Raw genomic sequence first — 25566 nt, 5'->3', positions numbered from 1 at the left:
CACCACCGCGGCGGCGGTCTCGTTGGCCTGGGAGGTCAACCGCTCTCAACCGATGTGGCAAAGGCGATCAGGTTTCCGTCGGGATCTGCCACGATGAAGGTGCGGGCGCCCCACGGTTCGGTCCGCAACGTCTGATGAAAGCTGGCCCCAGCCGCCTGGTACTCCAGGAACAGCGGCTTGATGGCGTCGACCGCGATGGTTGCCGACAGCAAGTCGTCTCTTGCTCTTAAGCCGTTGTCGAACAGAGGCTTGTCGACATGGCGCAGATTCAACCGCGCGCCGTCGCGAAAGACCTGGGCATAGAAGGGCGGTTCGCCATAGGTGAAGCGCGTCGTGAAGCCGAGCTTCTGTTCATAGAACGCACGGGCGGCAGCGATGTCGCAGACAAAAAGCTGCGGCTCGGCCAAGGCAAGGAAGGGTTTTTCGGCATCGGATGTCGTGCTGTCGGTCATGGTTTGAAGGCCTTTCTTCAGCGCCTGCCAGCTTTCGAAACCAGCCTTCTTGGCAACCAGTTCCTGGGCGTCGGCAAGCTTGAAACTGTGATCCAGGATCTGGCGATCGGTCAGATGGCGGAAACGCGGCAGTATCGACCCGATCGCGGCCGCGACGGGATAGTACCGCTCGCGATGCCAGCGCAGGTGGAGCTTGGCCTGTTTCCTGAAGTTTTCGAAATTCGACATGTTCGAAATTCGGCTTGGGCGCGGTGAGGGTTAAAGTGTCGTAGGCGGGCAATGCCCCTCCGGCGGGAAGCCGATGCGCCCTACAGCAGCATTGGCAAGGTATTGCGGTTCGCGATCGCCGGTCAAGAGGCGTGGCTGCATGGAGGATCGCTTATGCGAATTGCCTCGAACTATGAGGCCCCTATCTATTGGCCATGCCATCTGCGGCCGGTTGACTTGCCAACTGCCTTCCGATTTACACCAAACCCAACAATCCCGACAGCTCGGACGCCTTTCCATGCTCGAAAAAACCTACGACGCCAAAACCGTCGAGCCGAAGATCGCTAAAATCTGGGAAGAGGCCGACGCGTTTCGTGCCGGCGCAGGCGCCGAGGAGGGTGCCGAAGCCTTCACCATCGTCATCCCGCCGCCGAACGTCACCGGCTCGCTGCATATGGGCCACGCGCTCAACAACACGCTGCAGGACATATTGGTGCGCTTCGAGCGCATGCGCGGCAAGAACGTGCTGTGGCAGCCGGGCATGGACCATGCCGGCATCGCCACGCAGATGGTGGTCGAGCGCCGACTCATGGAGAAGCAGATCCACCGCCGCGACCTGACGCGCGATGAGTTCATCGAGAAAGTATGGGAGTGGAAGGCCGAATCCGGCGGCGCGATCCTCAACCAGCTGAAGCGGCTGGGGGCATCGGCCGACTGGAGCAGAGAGCGCTTCACCATGGACGAGGGCCTGTCCAAGGCGGTGCTCGAAGTGTTCGTGACGCTCTACAAGGAAGGGCTGATCTACAAGGACAAGCGGCTTGTGAACTGGGACCCGAAGCTGCTGACAGCGATTTCCGATCTTGAGGTCGAGCAGCAGGAGGTCAACGGCAACCTCTGGCACTTCCGCTATCCGGTCGAAGGCGAGATCTTCGATCCGGAAAATCCAAAAACCTTCATCACCGTGGCGACGACGCGCCCCGAGACGATGCTGGGCGATACGGCGGTCGCGGTGCATCCGGACGACGAGCGTTTTCGGCACCTGGTTGGCAAAAACCTCGTCCTGCCGATCGTCGGCCGCAAGATCCCGGTGGTGGCGGACGAATATTCCGATCCGGAAAAGGGCAGCGGCGCGGTCAAGATCACGCCGGCGCATGATTTCAACGACTTCGAGGTCGGCAAGCGCCACAGGCTGCCGGCGATCAACATTCTCACCGTCGAGGCGGCGGTGACCCTCACGGACAATGAAGATTTTCTCGCCGGGCTTGAAGTTACCCCCGAGCGCGAGTCCGTCTGGGATGAGCTCAACGGCCTCGATCGTTTCGCCGCGCGCAAAAGGGTCGTCGAGTTGATGGAGGCGGGCGGTTTCCTCGAAAAGGTCGAGCCGCACCGCCATGCCGTGCCGCATGGCGATCGCGGCGGCGTGCCGATCGAACCGTTCCTGACCGACCAGTGGTATGTCAATGCGGCCGAACTCGCCAAGCCGGCGATCGCGTCCGTGCGCGAAGGCCGCACGAAGATCATACCCGGCAGTTGGGAGAAGACTTACTTCCAGTGGATGGAAAACATTGAACCCTGGTGCATCTCGCGCCAACTCTGGTGGGGGCACCAGATCCCGGCCTGGTACGGGCCGGACGGGCGTGTCTTCGTCGAGAAGACCGAGGAGGAGGCGCTCGCAGCCGCCGTCGAATATTATCTGGCGCTGGAAGGGCCATGGAAGGCCTGGGTCGAGGACAAGCTCGAGAACTTCAAGCCGGGCGAGATACTGACCCGCGACGAGGACGTGCTCGACACATGGTTCTCTTCGGCGCTGTGGCCGTTCTCGACGCTTGGCTGGCCGGAAAAGACGCCGGAACTGAAGACCTACTATCAGACCGACGTGCTGGTGACCGGTTTCGACCTGATCTTCTTCTGGGTCGCTCGCATGATGATGATGGGCCTGCATTTCATGGACGAGGAGCCGTTCCATACCGTCTATATGCACGCGCTAGTGCGCGACAAGAACGGGCAGAAGATGTCGAAGTCGAAAGGCAACGTCATCGACCCGCTCGATCTCATCGACGAATACGGCGCTGACGCCCTGCGCTTCACGCTGACGGTGATGGCGGCGCAAGGACGCGACGTGAAGCTCGATCCGGCTCGCATCGCCGGCTACCGCAACTTCGGCACCAAGCTGTGGAACGCGACGCGTTTTGCCGAGATGAATGACGTCGCAAGGAACGACGATTTCTGGCTGAACGACGCCAAGCTGGCGGTCAACCGCTGGATCCTGACCGAACTGACGCGCGCCGCGCGCGAAATCACCGATGGCATCACCTCATACCGCTTCAACGAGGCGGCGGGTGCGGCCTATCGCTTCGTCTGGAACCTGTTCTGCGACTGGTATCTGGAACTGCTGAAGCCGGTGTTCATGGGCACTGACGAGGCTGCCAAGGCCGAGAGCCGGGCCTGCGTCGCCTTCGTGCTCGATGAGATCTATAAGCTGCTGCATCCGATGATGCCGTTCATGACCGAAGAACTGTGGGCTGAGACATCAGGCGAGGGCAAGGAACGGCCGTCGCTGCTTTGCCATGCCGCCTGGCCGTCGCCCGACTTCGAGGATGAGGCAGCGGCCGCCGACATCAACTGGCTGGTCGATCTCGTCTCAGGTATCCGCTCCGTGCGCTCGGAGATGAACGTGCCGCCGGCCGCGATCGCGCCGCTGATGGTGATCGGCGCCAATGCCACGACCCGCGAAAGGCTTGAGCGCCAGGCATCGGCCATCAAGCGGCTGGCGCGGGTCGGCGACATCTCGCTGGTCGATACGGCGCCCAGGGGCTCCGCCCAGATCGTGCTCAACGAGGCGACCATCTGCCTGCCGCTCGGCAGCCTGATCGACCTTACCGCCGAGGCGGCGCGGCTGCAGAAGGAACTGGTCAAGGTGACCGAGGAGATCGCCCGCCTGCACAAGAAGCTGTCCAACGAGAAATTCGTCGCCAACGCGCCGGAAGATGTCGTGGAAGCCGAGCGCGAAAAACTCGCCGAGTATCGCGAGGCGCAAGAAAAGCTTTCGGTGGCGCTGACGCGGGTGCGTGAGGCCGGTTAACCTATCTCTGGTGTTTGAGCATCGGACTTTTTGGGCATCGAATCGTTCCAAAACCGGCGTTCCGTTTTTGGGTCCGATGCTCTGGATTCCCGAGTCTCCGAACCCGCTTTTCGGATGGGCTTCCTGCCACGAAAATAGGCATTCCGCAGCGTAAATCCTGACGTAAACGGAATGTTTTGGCCCTATTGTTGCCGTAATGTAACAATGGGGCTTATTTTTGCAAAACGGGCTGTTTTTGCGTCGTTTCATGCGATTTTTCTCAATTTTTTCGTCGATTTGCAACCCAATAGGCCGTTTTCCGGCTCTGCGGTGAAGCTGTCACTTTGTCTAAAATGCGGTCGTCGCAGGTGTACGTGTACACATCGAGAATTCGTTGTTGCGCCGTTAACCTGAATTGGTTCTAGCTTGACCCCACTAATGTTCGGGGAGGAGATTCATGAACAATTTGCGTCTGAAAGCGCTGCTGGGGGCGGGGTGCTTTTCGCTATTGATTTCGGGCGTTGCGAATGCCGGCGGCTTCGACCGCGGCGGTGTCAACATCGACCAGTTATTTGATGCCGCACCGTATTCGTTCGATGCCGGCATCACCTATGTTTCGCCACAGCGCACACTGAAGAATGTGCAGCGCCTGGATGGCTCGGGAATGTCGACGTCGGAAATAGACGTTGGTGGCGACTACGCGGTGCCGCGCGTCGGCTTCAAGGCCAACATCTTCGAACCAGTGGATTGTCTTGCGACGTATACGGAACCGTACGGTGCGGAGGCAGACTTCGGAATGAACAACGCCTATTCGCCAACGGCGGTCAAATACTACGTCAAAACAAATGATTTCGGCCTTACCTGCTCCTACAAGGTAAATCTCGGCAAGGGCGCCATCCGGTTCATCGGCGGCGTCTCCTACCAGGAGGTCGATGCGTTTCTGTCCCGCCAGACACTGTTGGCCTTCGGCAATACCGGCCTCGGAAAATTCAAGCTTTCCGATGAGGCATGGGGTTGGCGCGTGGGCACCGCCTATGAAATTCCCGAGATCGCCTTGCGCGCAAGCCTGATATACTCTTCGAGCTACAAATATGATGGACTGTCGGGAACCGTCGACTCGACCGGTTTTAGGGGCGCCTTTCCAGCGGATCTGATTCCAGGCTCTACCGGGGTGTTTCCTGTCTCCGCCTCGGCCGAGATACCCCAAGCTGTGGAACTCAAGCTGCAGAGCGGCATAGCTCCTGGCTGGCTGGCCTTTGGCTCTATCCGCTGGCAAGAATGGAGCAGGCTTGGCATCATTCCCATCAATGGCGTGCGTAGTCCTGTGACCGGTGCTCCATCGCCCGTTTCCTTCGACCTGCTGTATCGCGATGGCTGGACGGTCACGGGCGGCATAGCTCACAAGTTCACCGACCAATTGTCGGGCGCGGTTTCGCTGACCTGGGATCGTGGAACCTCGACGACCTCCGGCTATCAGTCGGACACCTGGTCCGTGGCCAGCGGCATTTCTTACTCGCCCAACGACAAGATCGAAGTTAGACTTGGTGGCTCGATCGGTGTTCTGACCGGTGGGTCGTCTACCTTCACCGGTGTTGGCGACACGGCAAATGCCATTACCTACACCTACGGCGACGATCTGCTCCTTGCAGGCTCAGCTTCGGTTAAGGTCAAGTTCTAAGTATAAGTTTTCAATAGTAAAAGAGCCGGGCAATGCCCGGCTTTTTTGTTCGAGTGGCCTTCCCGAACATCCAAGCGGCGTCGCAAATACGCCGCGTTCCTATGCCTCCTGCTATTGTGACGTTTTGGCAACAGTTTCTGGGCAACCCTCGCGCCGCAAGGGCGCCCAGGGACATTGCCTATTTCCCGCCATAAACCCGGCGCACCTCGGATTTGTCTCGGGATACGTGCCAACAGGTTCGGCAATGGGGCAGGGCCGCATCGCCCGCGGCAAGGACGAGTATGGACGCCAGAGTCATCTCCAAGGCCAAGCTGCCCAGCCGCCACGTGACCGTCGGTCCGGCGCGTGCGCCGCACCGCTCCTATCTCTATGCGATGGGATTGTCGGCGGCCGAGATCGCGCAGCCGCTGGTCGGCGTCGCGAGCTGCTGGAATGAGGCGGCACCCTGCAACATCTCGCTGATGCGACAGGCGCAGGTGGTCAAGAAGGGCGTCGCCGCGGCTAACGGCACGCCGCGCGAATTCTGCACCATCACCGTCACCGACGGCATCGCCATGGGCCACCAGGGCATGAAATCGTCGCTGGTATCGCGCGAGGTCATCGCCGATTCGGTCGAACTCACCATGCGCGGCCACTGCTACGACGCGCTGGTCGGCCTTGCCGGCTGCGACAAGTCGCTGCCCGGCATGATGATGGCCATGGTGCGGCTCAACGTGCCGTCGATCTTCATCTATGGCGGCTCGATCCTGCCCGGTTCCTACAAGGGCCGGCAAATCACTATCCAGGACGTGTTCGAGGCCGTCGGCCAGCACTCGGTCGGCACCATCGATGACGCCGAACTCCTCGAAATCGAACAGGCCGCTTGTCCGTCGGCCGGCTCTTGCGGTGCCCAATTCACCGCCAACACCATGGCCACCGTCGCCGAGGCCATCGGCCTGGCGCTGCCCTATTCCTGCGGGGCGCCGGCGCCTTACGAGATGCGCGACCGCTTCAATTTCGCCTCCGGCGAAAAGATCATGGAGCTGATCGCAAAGAATATCCGCCCGCGCGATATCGTCACGCTGAAGGCGCTGGAGAATGCGGCAACTGTGGTTTCGGCCACCGGCGGCTCGACCAACGCAGCGCTGCATTTGCCGGCGATCGCGCATGAGGCGGGGATTAAGTTCGACCTCTTCGACGTGGCCAGGATCTTCGAGAAGACGCCCTACATCGCCGACCTGAAGCCGGGTGGCAAATATGTAGCCAAGGACATGTTCGAGGCCGGCGGTATTCCGCTCTTGATGAAGACGTTGCTCGACCACGGCTATCTGCATGGCGACTGCCTGACAGTGACCGGCCGCACTTTAGCCGAAAATATGGAGCATGTAGCCTGGAATGATAGCCAGGATGTGGTCCGTCCCGCCAACCGACCAATCACCCAAACGGGTGGTGTCGTGGGCTTGAAGGGAAACCTTGCCCCCGAAGGCGCGATCGTGAAGGTCGCGGGCATGTCGGAGCTGAAATTCTCTGGTCCGGCGCGCTGCTTCGATTCGGAAGAGGAATGTTTCCAGGCGGTTACGGATCGCAGCTACAGCGAGGGCGAGGTTCTCGTCATCCGCTACGAGGGGCCGCGCGGCGGTCCGGGCATGCGGGAAATGCTATCGACGACGGCTGCTCTCTATGGCCAGGGCATGGGCGGCAAGGTGGCTCTCATCACCGATGGACGCTTTTCGGGCGCGACACGCGGTTTCTGCATCGGCCATGTCGGGCCGGAAGCTGCCGTGGGTGGTCCGATCGGGCTGCTCAAGGATGGCGATTTGATCTCGATCGACGCGGTGAACGGCACGATCGAGGTTGATCTGTCCGATACCGAATTGGCGGCAAGGGCAAAGGCATGGAAGGCGCGCGCGACCGACTATCAGTCGGGCGCGATCTGGAAATATGTACAAACGGTTGGGCCAGCCCGCGACGGCGCGGTCACCCATCCCGGTGGTGCGAAAGAAACACATTGTTATGCGGATATCTGAGTTGCTGAGGTCGTCTGTCTTTTCGGCACTGGTCGCGATCGCCACTTTTGGCGCGACCTTGGGCGCCGCGGGCCAGGCCGTGGCCTTCGATGATAAGGTGTTCGACGACAAGACCGGCGTGAAGCCGCAGTCGAGCCCGTGGGCGGTGTTCCAGTTCGGCTTCTCTGCCTACAAGAACGGCCGCAAGGAGCAGGCCGCGGAAGCTTACAAATACGCGGCCGAAAATGGCCAGATCGGCGCCACCTGGAAGCTTGCGCGCATGTATGCCGAGGGTGACGGCGTGGAGCGCGACGATTACGCGGCATTCAAGTTCTTCTCAGAGATCGTTGACCAGGACGTTGAGCCCGGCTCGCCGGAAGAGAGCTATGTATCGGATGCGCTCGTGGCGCTCGGCGATTATTTGAGGAAGGGCATCCCCGGCAGCCCCATCACAGAGAACGAGGTGGCGGCCCAGGAATATTACATGCGTGCCGCCGCCAACTACCGCAACCCGAATGCGCAGTTCGAGATGGGCCAGATCTTTCTGAACGGCAAGGGCGGCGTCAAGGCCAGCATCAAGCAGGCCGGACGCTGGTTCCAGCTCGCTGCGGAAAAGGGCCATGCCGGTGCGCAGGCGACGCTCGGCAACCTGCTCTTCCAGAGCGGCAAGATCGTTCGGGGACTGGCAATGATGACCGCGGCACTTGAACGGGCCTCACCTTCCGACCAGCCATGGATACGCGGCATGCAGGAAGAGGCGTTCGCTGCGGCGGGCGAGGCCGACCGCCGTACTGCGATTTCGCTGGCCGATGACATCCTCACCAAGGGCGGCAGCGACCAATAGGATTGGCGCTCGCTGAGGACTGAACTGGAACTCTTTAGAGTGGCGAATTCAGCTTTCGAAGCTTTGCGCCGCCCCTCATCCGCCTGCCGGCAGCTTCTCCCCGTATAGTGACGGGGAGAAGGGCGCTTGCTGCAGCCTTGGCGCACTTTCTGCAACGCTGGTGATTGGCGAAATCAGTGATGACAGCGTCTTTCTCCCCGTCACTATACGGGGAGAAATGCCCGGCAGGGCAATGAGGGGCGGCGCCGGCCGCGTAAAAATCAGTTCTCGATGGGCTCCGCCGGCACCGGGCTTGGCGCCGGTGTCGAGATTGGCGTGGCGTGCGGACGCGGCGTCGTATTTTCCGGACAATCGTCCCGAATCTTTGTCCACGACGTGTTGTTGAGAACCATGTCGCAACGGGCGAGGTGGCTCTGGCCGGAAAGCGTCAGGCAGGCGACCTGGCCGATCTGGAATGATTTTCCGTTGGCCAGGCATTCCGCGTCGGCAAAAGCCGGGTTCGCCGCGAGGGCGAGCGCCGCAGCACATGGGCAAAGCGCAAACCTGATCGTCATCCTGAATCCCAGCCGAACCCGAATTGCAGCGGAACCCCGGATTGTGGCGATATGACGGTCTATCGGCCGGGAATCCGGGCGATCCGAACCTCGAAATGATCAGATTGGCGCAAAAGCCAGCTCGACGGCCACCGGCACGTGGTCGGAGGGTTTTTCCCAGGCGCGCACGTGCTTTTCGATCGAGGCTGAGGAAAAGCGGTTGGCGGCTTCGGGCGAAAGCAGCAAGTGATCGATCCGGATGCCGTTGTTCTTCTGCCACGCGCCGGCCTGATAGTCCCAGAATGTGTAGGTGTCCGGCGCGTCGGTGACCGCGCGCACGGCTTCGGTGAAGCCGAGATTCTTCAGCCGCCGGAACGCCTGCCTCGTCTGCGGCTGGAACAGCGCATCGCCCAGCCAGTTCTCCGGGAATTTCGCGTCGATGAATTCGGGGATGACATTGTAGTCCCCGGCCAGCACCAGCGCCTCTTCGAGCGAGAGCCGTTCCTCGGCCCAGCGCTCCAGCCGCGCCATCCAGGACAGTTTGTAGGAGAACTTCTTCTCGTCATCGATTGGGTTGCCGTTCGGCAAATAGAGCGAGGCAACGCGCAACGCGCCCTTGTCGGTTGAGAACACGCCCTCGATGAAACGCGCCTGCTCGTCGGCATCGTCGCCAGGCAGGCCTCTGATAACCTCGTCGAAGCGCAGCTTCGACAGGATGGCGACGCCGTTAAAGCCCTTTTGGCCATGGGTTTCGACGTTGTAGCCAAGCGCCTCGATCTCGGCGCGCGGAAACTGCTCGTCGACCGTCTTGATCTCCTGCAGGCAGGCGATATCAGGCGCGCTCTCCGTCAGCCAATGGGTCAGATTGCCGATGCGGGCCCGAACGCCGTTGATGTTCCAGGTGACGATTTTCATGGCGGCCTCATTGCTGTTCCGGCGGATGACGTTCGACGAGGCCGATCGTATTGCCTGCCGGGTCCTTTAGGAAGGCCATCCATTCGCTTTCCCCCGCCGGCCCGAACAGGCCTTCGGTATCGCGATGGACGAGCATCGGCGGCGCAGTGAAGGGGACACCGGCGGTTTTTGCCGAGGCGTGGGAATCGTCGAGGTCTGATATATCGAGATAGACGGTGCCGGCCGGCAGGCCATCGGTGAACAGCAGCCGCACGTCGCCGGCCATGATGAAGGCGATGCCGGGCGGATCGAAGCGCACGTGGACCGCCATGCCGAGCACGTCGTGCCAGAACGCCAGCGTTGCATCGAGATCGCGCCCGGCTGAAAGCGCGACCTGACGGACCGCGCCGATGGCAGGCATTTCTAAATACTGAAGCTGGTGCCGCAGCCGCACGAGGCGACCGCATTCGGGTTCCTGATCTGGAACGACTGGCCCATCAGATCGTCGACGAAATCGATCACCGAGCCGCCCATATAGACCAGCGAGAGGTCGTCGATCAGCACGGTGGCGCCGTCTTTCTCAATCGCGACGTCGTCATCGTTGCGGGTGTCGACCAGGTCGAACTTATAGGAAAAGCCGGAGCAGCCGCCGCCCTCGACCGAAACGCGCAGCGCCGTCTTGCCGGTTTCGCCAGATACGATCTTGGCGATCCGCCTGGCGGCAGAGTCGGTCATCTCGACTTTCATGGCAGTCTTGGCATCAGCGCCCATGGGCGTCACCTTGCTTTCGGTTTCACATGATAGGTATGAAGCGCGAGGGGGCAAGTCAACTGCGGTATCGGCGATGACCAACGAGTTGGGCGACATCGGGTTCGGCTATCGGCCGCGCGCAGCCTATGCCTGCGATCCGGCGAAGTCGCGCGGGAGGTTGTTCGACGAGGTGGAGAGCCCGACCCGCACGTCGTTCCAGCGCGACCGCGATCGCATCATCCATTCGACGGCCTTTCGCCGGCTGAAACACAAGACGCAGGTGTTCGTCGCGCATGAGGGCGACCATTACCGCACCCGGCTGACGCATTCGATCGAGGTGGCGCAGATCGCGCGCGCCTTGGCGCGGGCGCTGCGGGGCGATGAGGATCTGGCCGAGGCGGTGGCGCTGGTGCACGATTTCGGCCACACGCCCTTCGGCCACACCGGCGAGGACGCGCTGAACGAGAAGATGGCCGGATGGGGCGGCTTCGACCACAATGCACAATCGCTGCGCGTGGTGACGCGGCTGGAGAGCCGCTATGCCGAGTTCGACGGGCTGAACCTCACCTGGGAAACGCTGGAGGGGCTGGTCAAGCACAACGGACCGCTGACCGACGCCAGGGGAAAGGGCTTGAAGGGGCCGGTGCCGCAAGCGATCCGCGACTATTCGGAGTTGCACGACCTCAAGCTCGACCGCTTCGCCGGTATCGAGGCGCAGTGCGCGGCAATCGCCGACGACATCGCCTATAACACCCATGACATCGATGACGGCCTGAGATCAGGCCTCCTGACGCTGGACATGCTGGAAAAGATCTCTTTGCCTGGATCGATCCTCGAAGGCGTGCGCCAGCGCTATCCGGCGCTGGACGATGTGAGGACAGGGCACGAACTGATGCGACGGCAGATCACGATGATGGTCGAAGATGTCATCGTGTCGACAACCGCGAACCTTGCGCGCATCAAGCCGGAGAGCGCCGACGCGGTGAGGGCGGCAGGCGAGACGATGGTGACCTTTTCCGCCGAAATGGCCGCGTCGGAAAAGGAATTGAAGGCCTTTCTCTACAAGCATCTCTACCGGCACAGAGAGGTCATGCGCGTGCGCACCGAGGCCGAGCAGATCGTCAAGGACCTGTTCGAGGTCTATTTCGCCGATCCGCGCGCCATGCCCGATGGCTGGCGCGAAGGGCTCGACCGGGCCGACGATCGCATCAAGGCGCGCAGCGTTGCCGATTTCCTGGCGGGCATGACGGATACCTACGCTTTGAAAGAACACCGCCGTTTGTTTGACCATACGCCTGAATTGAGCTAGGGCGGGCTCGATTTTGCCGGCCAATGAGCCGGATCCCTGCAAAGCCGCCAGAGCCACACCAATGAACATCTTCGCCGATTTCAACGCGCGAATCACCAGAGCTGTCGAAGCGCTTGATTTGAAAGACAAGGACGGCGGTACGCTGGACCTATCGCGCATCGCCGTCGAGCCGCCGCGCGACGCCAGCCATGGCGACTTGGCGACCAATGCGGCAATGGTGCTGGCCAAGCCGACCGGCCAGTCGCCACGTGCTCTGGCTGAAAGGTTGGCGCAGGCGCTGCGCGCCGACACCGACATTGCCGCCGCCGAAATTGCCGGTCCGGGCTTCGTCAACCTCAGGCTGAAGGATGCGTTCTGGCAGGTGCATCTGACCGCGCTGCTCGGCGAAGGCCGCAACTACGGCCGCTCGACGGTTGGCGGCGGCAGGAAGGCCAATGTCGAATATGTCTCGGCCAACCCGACCGGACCGATGCATGTCGGCCATTGCCGCGGCGCCGTGGTTGGTGATGCGCTCGCCAATCTGATGGCTTTCGCCGGCTATGACGTGACCAAGGAATATGTCATCAACGACGCTGGTTCGCAGATCGACGTGCTTGGCCGCTCGGTCATGCTGCGCTACCGCGAGGCGCTTGGCGACGAGATCGGCGAGATTCCGGCCGGGCTTTATCCGGGCGATTATCTTGTACCGGTCGGCCAGGCTCTGGCAGGCGAATTTGGCCGCTCCTTGTTGCAGATGCCGGACGAGGAAGCGCTTGCCATCGTCAAGGACAGGACGATCGATGCGATGATGGCGATGATCCGTGAGGATCTGGCGCTGCTCAACGTGCATCACGACGTCTTTTTCTCGGAGCGCACGCTGCATGCGGACAACGCCCGGAAAATCCGCTTGGCGATCAACGACCTGACGCTCAAGGGCCATATTTACAAAGGCAAGCTGCCGCCGCCCAAGGGCGAGAAGCCGGACGATTGGGAGGATCGCGAGCAGACGCTGTTCCGCTCGACAGCAGTCGGCGACGACATGGACCGGGCGCTGGTCAAGTCCGACGGCACCTTCACCTATTTCGCCGCGGATGTCGCCTATTTGAAGGACAAGGTCGATCGCGGTTTCGTCGAGCTGATCTATGTGCTCGGCGCAGATCATGGCGGCTATGTGAAGCGCCTGGAAGCGCTCGCCCGGGCGATCGCCGGCGACGAGGTGAAACTTACCGTGCTGCTTTGCCAGCTGGTGAGGCTTTTTCGCGAAGGCGAGCCGGTGCGCATGTCGAAGCGGTCGGGCGAATTCGTGACGCTGCGCGAAGTGGTGGAGGAAGTCGGCCGCGATCCGATCCGCTTCATGATGCTCTACCGCAAGAACGATGCGCCGCTCGATTTCGACTTCGCCAAGGTGACCGAGCAGTCGAAGGACAATCCGGTGTTCTACGTGCAGTACGCCTCGGCGCGCTGCCATTCGGTGTTCCGGCAAGCGAGCGAGCAGTTGGGCGAGGCCAATTTCGACCGCAGTCGGCTGGCCGCCGCCACCGCCTGGCTGACCGACGAAGGCGAGATCGGCCTAATCAGGAAGCTTGCGGAATATCCGCGGCTGATCGAATCCGCGGCCCTTGCGCTCGAGCCGCACCGGCTGGCATTCTACCTCTACGATCTCGCCTCCAGCTTCCACGGACATTGGAACCGCGGCACCGAAAATCCGGACTTACGTTTTGTTAAGGTTAACGACCGACAATTGACGCATGCCAGACTAGGGCTGGTGCAGGCTGTTTCGGACGTTTTGACGTCCGGCCTGACGCTGATCGGAGCCGATGCGCCCACCGAAATGCGTTAGGTTTGACTAAAAAACCTGTCACCTTTTGCCCACATTGCGCTGGTAAGGGCCAACCCTACGCGACGTCCATGGCGTCCGAATGAGTGCGAGTTCGGGAACAATAATGGCAGACAGAACCCAGCTGAGAGCAGCCGCCCAAAACGATATCGCCGACGATGATCCGTTCGCGGAACTGACCAGGATCATGGGGTTCGACCCGCGCCAGCCGGTCAAGCCGAAGGCGGCTCCCGTCACCCAGCCGGTGGACGACGGCGATTTCGACATCGACCTCGAGAAGGAGTTGATGGGCGAATTCGGCGCCGACGATAATGACAGCGCCGCCGAGGTTCGCGAGCCGGTTTTCGATGCCACTGACGCGGTGGACGACGAGCTTGGGGACGACGAGCTTGCCGCGGCGCTCGAACAGGATTTCCTGCTGGACGACGAAGCGGCGGATGAGGCTGCCCATGCCGTTGCTGCCGACGACATGCGTTCTGGTGTTGCCGAAGCATCGGCGCCGGCTGTTGAAGCTGCTTTCGATGACGATTTCGACGATGCGCTCGCCAGTTCGCTCGAAGATGTGTCGCCATTCGAAGACGATTTGGCGATGGACGACAAGATTGGGGACGTCGAGCTCGGGGACGACGAGCTTACCGCCTCGCTCGAACCGGATTTCCTGCTCGACGACGATGCAACGGACGAGGCTGAACAGAATACTGCCGCCGTTTCCGCGCCGGTCGAATCCGCCTTCGATGAAGAATTCGACAACGCTGTCGCAAGCTCGCTCGAAGACGAGCTGATGCTGGACGAGCACGTGCCGATGGAGCAGGCGGCCGTTGCCGAAGTCTCCACACCGGCCGCCGAACCCGCCTTCGACGATGAGTTCGACAATGCCGTCGCAAGCTCGCTCGAAGACGAGCTGACGCTCGACGAATATGTTCCGACGGAGCACGCCGCCGCTGCCGAAGCCGCCGAAATCTCCGCGCCGGCCGCCGAGCCCGCCTTCGACGACGAATTCGACAATGCCGTCGCAAGCTCGCTCGAAGACGAGTTGATGCTCGACGAACATATGCCGTTAGAGCAGGCCGCTGTTGAAACTCCTGCTGCGCCTGTTCGAGCCGTTTCGGAAGAGTCCGAGGAGGACTTTGCCGGCCATTTCGACGACGCCATGGCCGATGTCGATATGGATTTCGACGTTCGCACGGATGAACCAGTCGAAATTGACGCGCCCGAAATTGACGAACCGGAGGCTATCGCCGCCAAGGACGAGCCGTCCGCCACGACCCTGGAAGACGCGTTCGACGCCGATTTCGATTTGAGTTTCGAGGACGCGCTTGCCGAGAAAGCCGAAGAGCCGGTTGCGCCGGCCTCCGGCGTTGCAGCCCAGCCGACGGCGCCAACCGCTATCGCTGATGAGCGGAGCCTCGAAGACGAGTTGAACGCGCTGTTGGGCACCATGAGCACACGGACTGCCCCCGTGGCGGCGTCCGCGGCCAACGAGCCACCCGTGGTTCAGCAGCCTGTGGCCGCAGCTGAAAAGGTCGCCGGCAAACCAACGGATACTGTCGACGAACTGGACTGGAGCCTTGACGAGCAAGACCTTTCGGAGCAGCCGGAGGATGGCGCGGTTCAAGCCGCCGATGCCGATCTCGACACCGTTCTCTTCGATGAGCTCGAGGGCCAGGATTTCGGCGCTGAAGATGCCGCCGGGCCGGCCGATGTCGATTTCGACGAGGATACATTGCATGCTGCCTTCGCCAAGGACATCGGTCTGGATCATGGCGACGACGATAACGTTGCGGCCGCCGCTCACCAGGAAGATCCGGATGATTCGCTCAACTGGATGGCGGCACGCTCCGCTGCGCCGGCGCCGGCCCGTTCGTGGAGCCGCGTAACGCCGGTCGCACAGTCGCAGCCTGCCTTTGCAGCCCAGCCGACGGCCTCGGCGAGGACCACGGAAGTGGCCTCGGTGAAGACCACGGAAACGACACCGCCAATGGCTGCGGCCCCCTCCTATCAGGACGACCTGGCCTATCAGGATGAGCCGGCCGAAGACGATACCGCCAATGCGGCATCTGCGCCAGCGCAAAGCGAACAGTCTTCGGCGTATGACGAGATGCCCGATGTCGAGACGGTCGATGTGCCCGAGCGCGTCGTGGCGCTGGCGGACGACCTCGATATTCCGGACCTCGACTTCAATGAAGACGAACCGGCGGCGCCTGCTTATGACGATCTCGACACCGAGTTCGCCAGCCTTCTCACGGAAATGAATGCCGTGGACGTCGCTGCCGCCCCGGCGCGCAGCGCGACGTATGACGACGAATCCTACAATGCCGGATTCCAGTCAGGGGCTGGGTTCCAGTCGGGGGCTGGGTTTCAGTCGGGGGCCGGGTTCCAGTCAGGCTATGAGCCCGACCGCGTTGAAACGCGGACCTATGCGGCGAGACCCGCAGAAGCGCCCGTCAGTGCGGCTTATGCCGATGCCGCCAGCGGCTTCGATCTGGGCGACTTGCCAGCCGGCCGGCCGGCTCCGCAGGCCAACGACTTTGGCTTAGACGAACTCGACTACGATCCCGAGCTGGATGAGGCCATGTCGGTTCCAGGCCTGGAGCAGGATACCGCGAGGCCCCGGCGCCGCGGCCTGCTGGTCGCCGCGGTTGTAGGCGCCGTGGCGATCGCCGGCGGTCTCGGCGCCTTCGCGCTGTCTTTCGGTGGCAACGGCGGCAACGACGCGCCGGTCATCGTCAAGGCGGACAACGCACCGATCAAGATCAGGCCTGAAAATCCGGGCGGCACCGTCGTGCCGAACCAGGAAAACAAGGTTTATGACGCCGTGGCCAAGGGTGGCGCGAAGCCTGCCGAACCGGTCCAGGAAAAACTGGTCACCAACGCCGAAGAGCCCGTGGACGTCACGGCCAAGGAGCCGCCGCAGAGCCGTGTGGTCGATCTTTCGCCCGACGACTTCGACGCGGCTGAAGGCGTCGATGCGGCCGGCGGCACGCAAGCGGCCGGAAATGCCGACGTCGCCGCCGCGCCGACGCCCAAGTCCGAGGATCGTATTGCCCAGGTTCTGCAAGAGGCTGACAAAGGCATAGACCCCGATGTCGTCGCCGTCGCGCCGCGCAAGGTGAGAACCATGGTCGTCAAATCAGATGGCTCACTGGTTGCGCGGGAGGATCCGGCGCCTGCGGTGGCGCAGGTGGCTGCCGTCGACCCTGTCGATCCGGCGCCGCAGCATGTGGCCCCGGCGGGTCAGGCCGGCGAAGCGGAGCAGACCGGCACGGTCCCGCCTATTGCCGACCAGGCAAGTGGTAACTTACTGGGTGGCGACCAACTGGGTGGCGACCAGACCGAAACCGCCAGGCCGGAAACAGCCGAGCCGGCAGCCGCGCCCAAGTCTGAGGCCGATGCCCAAACCAGCCAGCCTGCCAATACGCCGGCCACGGTTCCGGTGGCGCCGCAACGTCCGTCCGACCAGCCTGTCGACGTCGTCGGCGAGGTCAAGCCGGACCAGGTTGCGTCCATCAATCCGGCGGCGGCCTCGACCGGCGGTGGCTCGTGGTCGATGCAGATCGCCTCGCAGCCGACTGTCGAAAGCGCCCAGTCCAGCTATGCTGACCTGCAGCGCCGCTACGGCAGCGTGCTGGCTGGCCGCACCGCCAACATCGTCAAGGCCGAGATCGCCGGCAAGGGAACGTTCTACCGCGTCCGGGTGCCGGCGCAGTCGCGCAACGATGCGATCAACCTGTGCACCAGCTACAAGGCTGCCGGCGGCAACTGCTTCGTGTCGCGCTAGCCGTTTCAAATCTCCCGCCCTTGGGCGGAAAGAGCCGGCGCGGTCACAGACCGCGCCGGTTTTTTTATGTGGCTGGTTTTTTTATGTGGAAGGGAGATCTTTGTGGGAAGGGATTCTGGCTCAACCGCATGTGGCTCGATGCGATTCCCTTTGTTCGCGTGAAGCTCTAAACTCCTGTCCATGACCGAATCAAAATCCATGATCCTCGGCTGCGCCGGGAAATCGCTCACACGCGACGAAATCAAATTCTATCGCAATGAATGCCCGTGGGGATTCATCCTGTTTGCGCGCAACATCGGCGAGACCGAGCAGATCCGCGATCTGGTCGCCGCAATGCGCGACTGTATCGAGCGCCCGGACGCCCCGGTGTTCATCGATCAGGAAGGCGGCCGGGTGCAGCGCCTGCGGCCGCCGCTGGCGCCGAACTATCCGGCCGGTGGTGCGCTCGGCGCCTTGTGGCGCAATGACCATGACGCCGGCAACCGCGCCGCCTGGCTGTTGGCGCGGCTGCATGCCTTCGATCTCTCGCGCTATGGCATCACAGCCGATTGCCTGCCGGTGCTCGACGTGCCGATCGAGGGCGCCAGCGACGTCATCGGCGCCCGCGCCTATGGCAAGGAGCCTCGCGCCGTCACCGAACTGGGTCGCGCGGCGGCTGAAGGGTTGATGTCGGGCGGCGTGCTGCCTGTCATGAAGCATATTCCGGGGCATGGACGTGCCTTTGCCGACACGCATTTCGAATTGCCGACCGTCGATGCCTCGATGAGCGACTTGCAGCGGCATGATTTCGCCCCGTTCAGGGAGCTCAATCATTTGCCGATGGCGATGACGGCGCATGTCGTCTACAGCGCGATCGACCCGAAGAACCCGGCCACGACGTCCGGCAAGGTCATCGATGAGATCATCCGCGGCGAAATTGGTTTCGACGGGCTGTTGATGAGCGACGACACCTCGATGAAGGCACTTTCTGGGGATTTCCCGACAAAGGCGGCCGCGATCCTTGCGGCGGGCTGCGATCTGGTCCTTCACTGCAACGGCGTTTTCGAGGAGATGGCCGGCATTGCGTCGCGCACAACAGGGCTTGAAGGCACGTCGCTGCGCCGCGCGCAACGGGCGCTGACCTATATCAAGAACCGCGATCGGGCTGATGAGACCGAGATACGCGCCGAATTCGCCACCTATTTCGATGCGGTGGCCTAGACCATGATCCCGAAAAGTGGGAGCCGGTTTTTCGGAACAGATCATGGTCAAACAAGAAGATAGAAGCAAAGGAAAGCGACAGTAGGTGGCGGAAACATTGGACAGTAAGGCCGGCAAGGCCGCACCGATGGACCGTCTGTGGGCCGAGAACGACGATTCGCGGCTGACCGGCGATCCTGCGTTGGTCGTTGACGTCGACGGGTTTGAAGGCCCGCTCGATCTTCTGCTGCATCTTGCCCGCAACCAGAAGGTCGATCTGTCGCGCATCTCGATCCTGGCGCTGGCCGAGCAATATCTGGCCTTCGTGGAGAAGGTGAGGGCGCTCAGGCTGGAGCTTGCCGCCGACTATCTGGTGATGGCGGCGTGGCTGGCGTTTCTCAAGTCGAAGCTTTTGATCCCCAAACAACCCGGCGACGACGGCGAAAGCGGCGAGGAGCTGGCGGCGGTGCTGCAATTCCGGTTGAAGCGGCTGGAAGCGATGCGCGACGCGGCGGCACGCCTGGTTAACCGCAACCGGCTCGGACGCGATGTGTTCGCCCGCGGCATGCCGGAAATGGTCATCGTCGAGAAACGCAACGCCTATTCGGCCTCGCTCTACGATCTGCTGACCGCTTATGCGCAGCAACGCCAGAAACAGGCGATCACCAATGTGACCATCGCCAGGCGCGGTGTGTGGTCGCTCAAGGACGCGCGCGATATCCTGAACAGGCTGATCGGCACGTTTGCCGACTGGACGGCGCTGGACAGTTTCCTGGTCGAATATCTGACCGGCCCGGATGAGCGGCGTACCGCGATTGCCAGCTCGTTTGCGGCCACGCTGGAACTGGTGCGCGAAGGCAAAATGGAAATGCGGCAAGACGAGGTGTTCGCGCCGCTTTATCTGCGCGGCCGTGCGCAAGGCATCAGGGCAGTCGAGGTGGCATCATGAGTGAACGCGCCAACGCTTCGGTCATTCCGTTCAAGGTCGACGACGAGACCGAAGACGGCATGCTCGGCGAGACTCCGGCAGAAAATCAGGCGCAGAACTTTTCCCAGAATCCTGGCGAGCGGCTGCATATGGCGGAAGCCGTGCGCATGGCCGAGGCGATCGTTTTCGCCAGCGCCGAGCCGGTCAGCGAAAAGCAGCTTGCCGCGCGCCTGCCCGACGGCATCAACATTGCCGCGGCGATGGCCGAACTGCAGCAGATTTATGCGCGGCGCGGCGTCAATCTGGTGCGCGTCTCCGAGGCCTGGGCGTTCCGCACCGCCGGCGATCTCGCTTTCCTGATGAGCCGCGACACAGTGCAGCAGAGGAAGCTTTCCCGCGCGGCGCTCGAAGTGCTGGCGATCATCGCCTATCACCAGCCGGTGACGCGAGCCGAGATCGAGGACATCAGAGGCGTCGAGACCTCGAAGGGCACGCTGGACACGCTGATGGAGACCGAATGGGTGAAGATGCGCGGTCGGCGCCGCACGCCCGGCCGTCCCGTCACCTACGGCACCACCGACATTTTCCTCGACCATTTCGCATTGGAGGAGATCCGCGATCTTCCCGGCATGGAGGAATTGAAGGGCGCCGGGCTGCTTTCGGGCCGCATGCCGTCGAATTTCTCCATTCCGCTGCCGCCGGCCGATCCGGATGCGCTGACCGACGACGAGGATCCGCTGACCGACATCGACCTCGAGGAACTCGGCCTGTTGACGCCGCGTGTCGAGGATGATTGACCGCAAACGACGCGCCGAAAGCCGTTGGTTTTCGGGGCTGCGCCGATTGGTAGCGGGCTACGGCGCCGAAAGTGCGTGACTTCGGCCACTCATTTATAAACTCTGTCGCGGTTGTGTTTGAATCCCGACGCGAAAGCGCATAGATCATCGTCAGAGAAAACATTCGAGAGAGATTGTTATGGGTTCATTTTCGATTTGGCACTGGATGATCGTGCTGGTGATCGTGCTGCTGGTGTTCGGCCGCGGCAAGATACCTGAGCTGATGGGTGACATGGCCAAGGGCATCAAGAGCTTCAAGAAGGGCATGGCCGACGACGATGTTGCCGAGGACAAGCGCACCGTCGAACATCGTGCCGACGAAACCGTTTCGGCAGTGAAGGAAAAGGCCAGCAAGAGCTGAGCCCAAAACTTTAGTCGGAACGTATCGCCATGTTCGACATCGGCTGGACCGAGATGCTGGTGATCGCGATCGTCATGATCGTGGTCGTCGGGCCCAAGGATTTGCCCAACATGCTGCGCACCTTCGGGCGCACGACGACAAAGCTGCGCGGCATGGCAGCCGACTTCCAGAAACAGTTCAACGATGCGCTGAAGGAGGCCGAGCTTGACGACGTCAAGAAGTCGGTCGATTCACTCAGGAGCCTCAACCCGGCCGCCGAGATCAGGAAACAGCTCAATCCGTTCGAGCAGGCGGCAGCCGATGTCCGTTCAGGTGTCGATGCGGTGATGAAGCCGAAGCCGGCCATCGACCCGGTCACGCCAGCTGCTTCGCCACCGCAGGAGACCGAGCTGAAGAATGGCGCGACGGTGCTGCCGGGCGTCAGTGCTCCGGAAGCGGCGCCGGCGGCGCCGATCTTTCCGGCGATGACCGATGAGTCGGTGGTGCCGTCGCCTGTCGGGACGGCAACGCCGGCTGCACCGCAAAAGGCCTCGGCAGCGAAGAAGAAGCCTGCGCCAGCGAAAGCGATGCCGGCCCCCAAGGCCGCAGCCAAGCCAGCGGCAGCAGCAAGACCTGCCGTGACAAAGACCGCAGCTAAAAAGGCCGAGCCGAAGCCTGCACCGGCAGCGGTGAAGAAGCCGACTGCAGCCGCCAAAAAGACGGCGGGAGCCAGCAAGTGAGCGTTTCGGAAAAGGACGAGATCGATAAATCGGCGGCTCCGCTGATGGAGCATCTGATCGAATTGCGCCGGCGACTGATGTGGTCGATCGGCGGGTTCTTCGTCGCCTTCCTGTTCTGCTTCTTTTTCGCCAAGCAACTGTTCAACCTGTTGGTCGTGCCGTTCAAATGGGCGACCCAATGGGCAGGGCTCGACCCGCACAAGGTTGAGCTGATCTACACGGCGCCGCAGGAATTCTTCTTCACCCAGGTGAAGCTGGCAATGTTCGGCGGCATGGTGATCGCCTTTCCGCTGATCGCCACGCAGATCTACAAATTCATCGCGCCCGGCCTCTACAAGAACGAACGCAACGCTTTCCTGCCGTTCCTGATCGCTTCGCCGATCCTGTTCCTGATGGGCGCGTCGCTGGTCTATTTCTTCTTCACGCCGATGGTGATGTGGTTCTTCCTCGCCATGCAGCAGGCCGGCACTGACGACCAAGTGCAGATTTCGTTGCTGCCGAAAGTGTCGGAATATCTCAGCCTGATCATGACGCTGATCTTTTCCTTCGGCCTGGTGTTCCAGTTGCCGGTGGTGACCAGCCTCATGGCGCGGGTCGGCATGCTGTCGTCGCAGGCGCTGGTCGAAAAGCGCAAATGGGCGATCGTCATCGCCTTCGTCGTCGCGGCTGTGCTGACACCGCCCGACCCGATAAGCCAGATCGGCCTCGCCATCCCAACGATCATTCTCTACGAGGTCTCAATCTGGTCGGCCCGGCTGATCGAGCGTAGCAAGGAACGGGAACGTCTGGCGCGCGAGAAGCGGGAGGCCGCAGAAGAGGTGGCCGAAAAGCCCGCGGACGCGCCTTCGACGTAGGCTGGCCGGAGGCCTTAATCAAGGTTTGCGGGACAGCGCCCCCTCTGTCCTGCCGGACATCTCCCCCACACGGAGGAGATTGGCAGCTTCGGCGACGGCTCATTTCTTTAGCGCTGGAGGTTGGCGAAAGCCGCAGTGACGGCCGATCTCCCCACCCGCGGGGGAGATGTCCGGCAGGACAGAGGGGGCGCGAAGGAACTCGACTTTGACGTCTTGCATCGGTCAAGGATGCGGTTTACGCCCTCTGACCTAAAACGCGATGCGTTTTAGGTCTTTGTTTTGGGCATGTCGTTGTCCCAAAACCGCTGTGCACTTTTGGGCGACATGCCCGCCGAGGACGATCAAACCATGCTCGACATCAAATGGATTCGCGACAACCCGAAGGCCCTTGTCGAGGCGCTCAAGAAGCGCTCGTGGTCCAGCGATGACGCGCAGTCCACGGTCGATGATCTGATCGCCAGGGACGAGGCGCGGCGCGAGCATCTCACCGAGCTGCAGACCAGGCAGGAGCGCCGCAATGCCGCCTCGAAGGAGATCGGCAATGCCATGCGTTCGGGCGACGCCGCCCTTGCCGAAAAACTCAAAGCCGAAGTCGGCGAGATCAAGGCTTTCATCCAGAACGGCGAGGCGCGCGAACGCGAACTCGACAAGGCGCTGAATGACGCATTGGCCGAGCTGCCCAATGTGCCGCTCGACGACGTGCCGGTCGGCAAGAACGAGGACGACAATGTCGTCAAGCGCATCGTCGGCAAGGTGCCAACGCGTCCGAACTGGGTGAAGGAGCATTTCGAGATCGGCGAAGCGCTCGGCATGATGGATTTCGAGCGGGCGGCGAAGCTGTCCGGCTCGCGCTTCACGGTGCTGAAGGGTGGGCTGGCGCGAATGGAACGCGCGCTCGGCCAATTCATGCTGGATCTGCACACGACCGAGCATGGCTATGAGGAGATCCAGCCGCCGCTGATGGTGCGCGACGATGCGATGTTTGGCACCGGGCAGCTGCCAAAATTCAAGGAGGATTTGTTTCGCGCTTCGATCAATGATCTGAATCGGTTTTGGAAAGAGTACGAGGAAGCGCGCAACGAGCAATATGAGGATTTTAGAAACAGCAAAGCCAGCCTCGACAGAATTAAGTCCGAAGGGATGGCAAGGCAGCGCAAATGGGTGAATGACTTCGAAAGTGGGAAGTTCGCAGAGAACTTTTATCTCATCCCGACCGCCGAAGTGCCGCTGACCAACCTCGTGCGCGAAGAAATCACCCCGCATGAAAAGCTGCCGCTGCGCTATACGGCGCTGACGCCATGCTTCCGTTCGGAAGCGGGCTCGGCCGGGCGCGACACGCGCGGCATGCTGCGCCAGCACCAGTTCTACAAGGTCGAGCTGGTCTCGATCACCGATCAGGAATCGTCGCTCGCCGAGCACGAGCGGATGACCGAATGCGCTGAAGCGGTGTTGAAACGGCTGGAATTGCCGTTCCGCACCATGACGCTATGCACCGGCGATATGGGCTTTGGCGCGCGCAAGACCTACGACATCGAGGTCTGGCTGCCGGGCCAGAACGCCTATCGCGAGATTTCGTCCTGCTCGGTGTGCGGCGATTTCCAGGCGCGGCGCATGGACGCCCGCTACAAGGACAAGGACGGCAAGGGCAACCGCTTCGTCCACACGCTGAACGGCTCCGGCACCGCCCTCGGCCGCGCTCTTATTGCCGTCATCGAAAACTATCAGAATGAGGATGGCAGCGTAACCATTCCTGAAGCGCTTCGGCCTTACATGGGCGGTCTGGAAAAGATCGAATCGAAATAATGCGCATCCTCCTGACCAATGATGACGGCATCCATGCCGAAGGCCTCGCATCGCTTGAACGCGTCGCCCGGACGCTGTCGGACGATGTCTGGGTGGTGGCGCCGGAGCAGGACCAGTCCGGCTATGCGCATTCGCTGTCGATCTCGGAGCCGCTGCGCCTGAGGAAGATCGGCGAAAAACACTTTGCCGTGCGTGGCACGCCGACCGATTGCGTCATCATGGGCGTGAAGAAGATCCTGCCCGCAGCACCCGACCTGATCCTGTCCGGCGTCAATTCCGGCGCCAACATCGCCGACGACGTCACCTATTCGGGAACCGTCGCCGGCGCCATGGAAGGCGCGCTGCTCGGCGTGCGCTCGATCGCGCTCAGCCAGGCCTATTCCTACGTCGGCGAGGATCGCGTCGTTCCCTACGAGACCACCGAGGCGCTGGCGCCGGCGCTGCTCCAGAAGCTTGTCGCCATGCCGCTGCCGGACGGCGTGCTGCTCAACGTCAATTTTCCCAATTGCGCGCCAGAAGAGGTCGCCGGCACGGTGGTCACCTCGCAAGGCAAGCTCGTCCACAGCCTGTGGGTCGACGAGCGCCGCGACGGCCGCGGACTTCCCTATTATTGGCTGCGCTTCGGGCGCGAGCCGGTCGAGGGCAAGCAAGGCACTGACCTGTATGCCTTGCGCAACCGGCTGGTGTCGGTGACGCCGCTGCAGCTCGATCTCACCGCTCATGAAATCCGAGATCAACTGACCAAGGCGCTCGCATGAACCTGAACCACGGTCCGACGGTCGACGACCGGGAAGGCTTCGCCGCGTTCCTGCTCCGCTTGCGTGGCAAGGGCGTCGTGCCGAAGGCGCTGATTGCCGCCTTCGAGGCGACGCCGCGGCGCGGCTTCCTTTCCGCGCAGTTCCATCCGATCGCTTGGTCGGACCGGATGCTGCCGATCGAATGCGGCGAGGCGATCGAGGGCGCCGATCTGCAAGCCGCGGTGATCGCAGCGCTTGCCATCGAGCCGGGCAACCGCGTGCTCGAGATCGGCACCGGGTCGGGCTACACGGCGGCGGTGATGTCGCGGCTTGCCGCGCGCGTCGTCACCATCGACCGCTACAAGACGCTGGCCGAGCAGGCCAAACAGCGCTTCGAGGCGCTCGGCATCGGCAATGTCATCGTGCGCCAGGCGGACGGCTCCAACGGATTGGCCAATGAAGCGCCGTTCGACCGCATCGTCGCATGGGTGGCCTTCGACAGCCTGCCGCGCTTCCTGCTCGATCAATTGTCGAGCGGCGGCATCGTCATCGCACCGATCGGACCCGAGGAGGGCGAGCAGGTGCTGGCCAAACTGACCAAGGTCGGCAGCCGATTCGAACGTGAGGACATCGGCCTCGTCCGCCTGCAGCCGATCCTGCGCAGCGTAGCCGCGGTCATCTGATTATCCGAAGCATCGCGCGCTTGGGGGCGGGTGTTTTGTCATCCTAGGGTCCCCGCGACGGAGCTTCGCTCCTGCTTCGCCCTAGGATGACGAAGCTGAGGGCCTTCGGCCAATTCTTCGTCTCCGGCTCGGCCTGAATCTCGATCCCCTACGTTCAGC

General features: G+C 62.1%; 21 protein-coding genes and 1 pseudogene. 17 read left to right on the top strand and 5 right to left on the bottom strand.

Annotated elements, in window-relative coordinates; translation table 11 throughout:
* Nucleotides 1-35: 35 nt before the first annotated feature.
* Entirely contained in the window at nucleotides 36-680 is a 645-nt protein-coding gene (locus EN885_RS20765; RefSeq protein WP_128242600.1) for a VOC family protein, read from the bottom strand.
* A 277-nt stretch (nucleotides 681-957) separates the two neighbouring features.
* Here EN885_RS20765 and EN885_RS20760 point away from each other — a divergent pair, with 277 nt between their 5' ends.
* From EN885_RS20760 to EN885_RS20745, 4 genes are all read left to right on the top strand, one after another.
* Nucleotides 958-3741: a valine--tRNA ligase gene (locus tag EN885_RS20760; protein ID WP_128242599.1), complete on the top strand. Its 2784-nt coding sequence runs from the start codon at nucleotides 958-960 to the stop codon at nucleotides 3739-3741.
* Nucleotides 3742-4177: 436 nt separating this feature from the next.
* Nucleotides 4178-5398 carry an outer membrane protein transport protein gene (locus EN885_RS20755; RefSeq protein WP_127205942.1) on the top strand — a complete coding sequence of 407 codons (1221 nt, stop codon included), beginning with the start codon at nucleotides 4178-4180 and terminating at the stop codon, nucleotides 5396-5398.
* Nucleotides 5399-5679: 281 nt separating this feature from the next.
* Nucleotides 5680-7404 carry a dihydroxy-acid dehydratase gene (gene ilvD, locus EN885_RS20750; protein WP_128242598.1) on the top strand — a complete coding sequence of 575 codons (1725 nt, stop codon included), beginning with the start codon at nucleotides 5680-5682 and terminating at the stop codon, nucleotides 7402-7404.
* On the top strand, nucleotides 7391-8227 hold the full coding sequence (locus EN885_RS20745; protein WP_126106211.1) for a tetratricopeptide repeat protein: 837 nt from the start codon (nucleotides 7391-7393) through the stop codon (nucleotides 8225-8227). The genes ilvD and EN885_RS20745 overlap by 14 nt, the downstream gene beginning before the upstream one ends.
* A 260-nt stretch (nucleotides 8228-8487) precedes the next feature.
* Here EN885_RS20745 and EN885_RS20735 read toward each other — a convergent pair whose 3' ends face one another.
* The 4 genes from EN885_RS20735 to erpA all read right to left on the bottom strand — a co-directional run bounded on the left by EN885_RS20735 (nucleotide 8488) and on the right by erpA (nucleotide 10425).
* The gene (locus EN885_RS20735) at nucleotides 8488-8781 is read right to left on the bottom strand and encodes a hypothetical protein (RefSeq protein ID WP_126106212.1); all 294 of its coding nucleotides are present in this window, start codon (nucleotides 8779-8781) and stop codon (nucleotides 8488-8490) included.
* Between the two features lie 99 nt (nucleotides 8782-8880).
* Entirely contained in the window at nucleotides 8881-9675 is a 795-nt protein-coding gene (gene xth / locus EN885_RS20730) for an exodeoxyribonuclease III (protein ID WP_095485477.1), read from the bottom strand.
* 7 nt (nucleotides 9676-9682) lie between these two features.
* A complete protein-coding gene (locus EN885_RS20725) occupies nucleotides 9683-10075 on the bottom strand; it encodes a VOC family protein (protein ID WP_128335213.1) in 393 nt (130 codons plus the stop codon).
* A gap of 2 nt (nucleotides 10076-10077) precedes the next feature.
* The gene (gene erpA / locus EN885_RS20720) at nucleotides 10078-10425 is read right to left on the bottom strand and encodes an iron-sulfur cluster insertion protein ErpA (RefSeq protein ID WP_095485474.1); all 348 of its coding nucleotides are present in this window, start codon (nucleotides 10423-10425) and stop codon (nucleotides 10078-10080) included.
* 73 nt (nucleotides 10426-10498) lie between these two features.
* On the opposite strand from erpA, the gene EN885_RS20715 reads away from it, so the two are divergent.
* The 13 genes and pseudogenes from EN885_RS20715 to EN885_RS20660 all read left to right on the top strand — a co-directional run bounded on the left by EN885_RS20715 (nucleotide 10499) and on the right by EN885_RS20660 (nucleotide 25407).
* Nucleotides 10499-11713 (top strand): deoxyguanosinetriphosphate triphosphohydrolase, encoded by a 1215-nt coding sequence (locus EN885_RS20715; RefSeq protein WP_128241819.1) that lies wholly within the window; start codon nucleotides 10499-10501, stop codon nucleotides 11711-11713.
* Nucleotides 11714-11774: 61 nt separating this feature from the next.
* Nucleotides 11775-13532, top strand: coding sequence for an arginine--tRNA ligase (gene argS / locus EN885_RS20710; protein WP_128241820.1), 1758 nt, complete (start codon nucleotides 11775-11777; stop codon nucleotides 13530-13532).
* A gap of 103 nt (nucleotides 13533-13635) precedes the next feature.
* Complete coding sequence (locus EN885_RS20705) at nucleotides 13636-17307, top strand: SPOR domain-containing protein (RefSeq protein ID WP_128241821.1); 3672 nt, start codon at nucleotides 13636-13638, stop codon at nucleotides 17305-17307.
* 180 nt (nucleotides 17308-17487) lie between these two features.
* Nucleotides 17488-18507: a beta-N-acetylhexosaminidase gene (gene nagZ / locus EN885_RS20700; RefSeq protein WP_128241822.1), complete on the top strand. Its 1020-nt coding sequence runs from the start codon at nucleotides 17488-17490 to the stop codon at nucleotides 18505-18507.
* 127 nt (nucleotides 18508-18634) lie between these two features.
* Entirely contained in the window at nucleotides 18635-19435 is an 801-nt protein-coding gene (locus tag EN885_RS20695; RefSeq protein ID WP_095485469.1) for a ScpA family protein, read from the top strand.
* Nucleotides 19432-20211 (top strand): SMC-Scp complex subunit ScpB, encoded by a 780-nt coding sequence (scpB, locus tag EN885_RS20690; protein ID WP_128241823.1) that lies wholly within the window; start codon nucleotides 19432-19434, stop codon nucleotides 20209-20211. Before EN885_RS20695 ends, scpB begins: the two co-directional genes overlap by 4 nt.
* 178 nt (nucleotides 20212-20389) lie before the next feature.
* Entirely contained in the window at nucleotides 20390-20611 is a 222-nt protein-coding gene (locus EN885_RS20685; RefSeq protein ID WP_013895102.1) for a twin-arginine translocase TatA/TatE family subunit, read from the top strand.
* 29 nt (nucleotides 20612-20640) lie between these two features.
* Nucleotides 20641-21330, top strand: a complete 690-nt coding sequence (gene tatB / locus EN885_RS20680) for a Sec-independent protein translocase protein TatB (protein WP_126106220.1) — start codon at nucleotides 20641-20643, stop codon at nucleotides 21328-21330.
* Nucleotides 21331-21374: 44 nt separating this feature from the next.
* Nucleotides 21375-22184 (top strand): twin-arginine translocase subunit TatC, encoded by an 810-nt coding sequence (gene tatC / locus EN885_RS20675; protein ID WP_095485595.1) that lies wholly within the window; start codon nucleotides 21375-21377, stop codon nucleotides 22182-22184.
* 348 nt (nucleotides 22185-22532) lie between these two features.
* Nucleotides 22533-23207: pseudogene (locus tag EN885_RS34875) on the top strand (serine--tRNA ligase); the annotation flags it as partial.
* A gap of 117 nt (nucleotides 23208-23324) precedes the next feature.
* Nucleotides 23325-23987, top strand: coding sequence for a serine--tRNA ligase (serS, locus tag EN885_RS34870; protein WP_348631650.1), 663 nt, complete (start codon nucleotides 23325-23327; stop codon nucleotides 23985-23987).
* Nucleotides 23987-24745 (top strand): 5'/3'-nucleotidase SurE, encoded by a 759-nt coding sequence (surE, locus tag EN885_RS20665; RefSeq protein ID WP_128241825.1) that lies wholly within the window; start codon nucleotides 23987-23989, stop codon nucleotides 24743-24745. Before serS ends, surE begins: the two co-directional genes overlap by 1 nt.
* The gene (locus EN885_RS20660) at nucleotides 24742-25407 is read left to right on the top strand and encodes a protein-L-isoaspartate(D-aspartate) O-methyltransferase (RefSeq protein WP_206437509.1); all 666 of its coding nucleotides are present in this window, start codon (nucleotides 24742-24744) and stop codon (nucleotides 25405-25407) included. Before surE ends, EN885_RS20660 begins: the two co-directional genes overlap by 4 nt.
* The last annotated feature ends 159 nt before the right edge of the window (nucleotides 25408-25566 follow it).

Source organism: Mesorhizobium sp. M6A.T.Cr.TU.014.01.1.1 (assembly GCF_004022765.1).
Taxonomy (GTDB): Bacteria; Pseudomonadota; Alphaproteobacteria; order Rhizobiales; family Rhizobiaceae; genus Mesorhizobium; species Mesorhizobium mediterraneum.
This window is presented reverse-complemented; position numbering and strand designations above follow the sequence as displayed.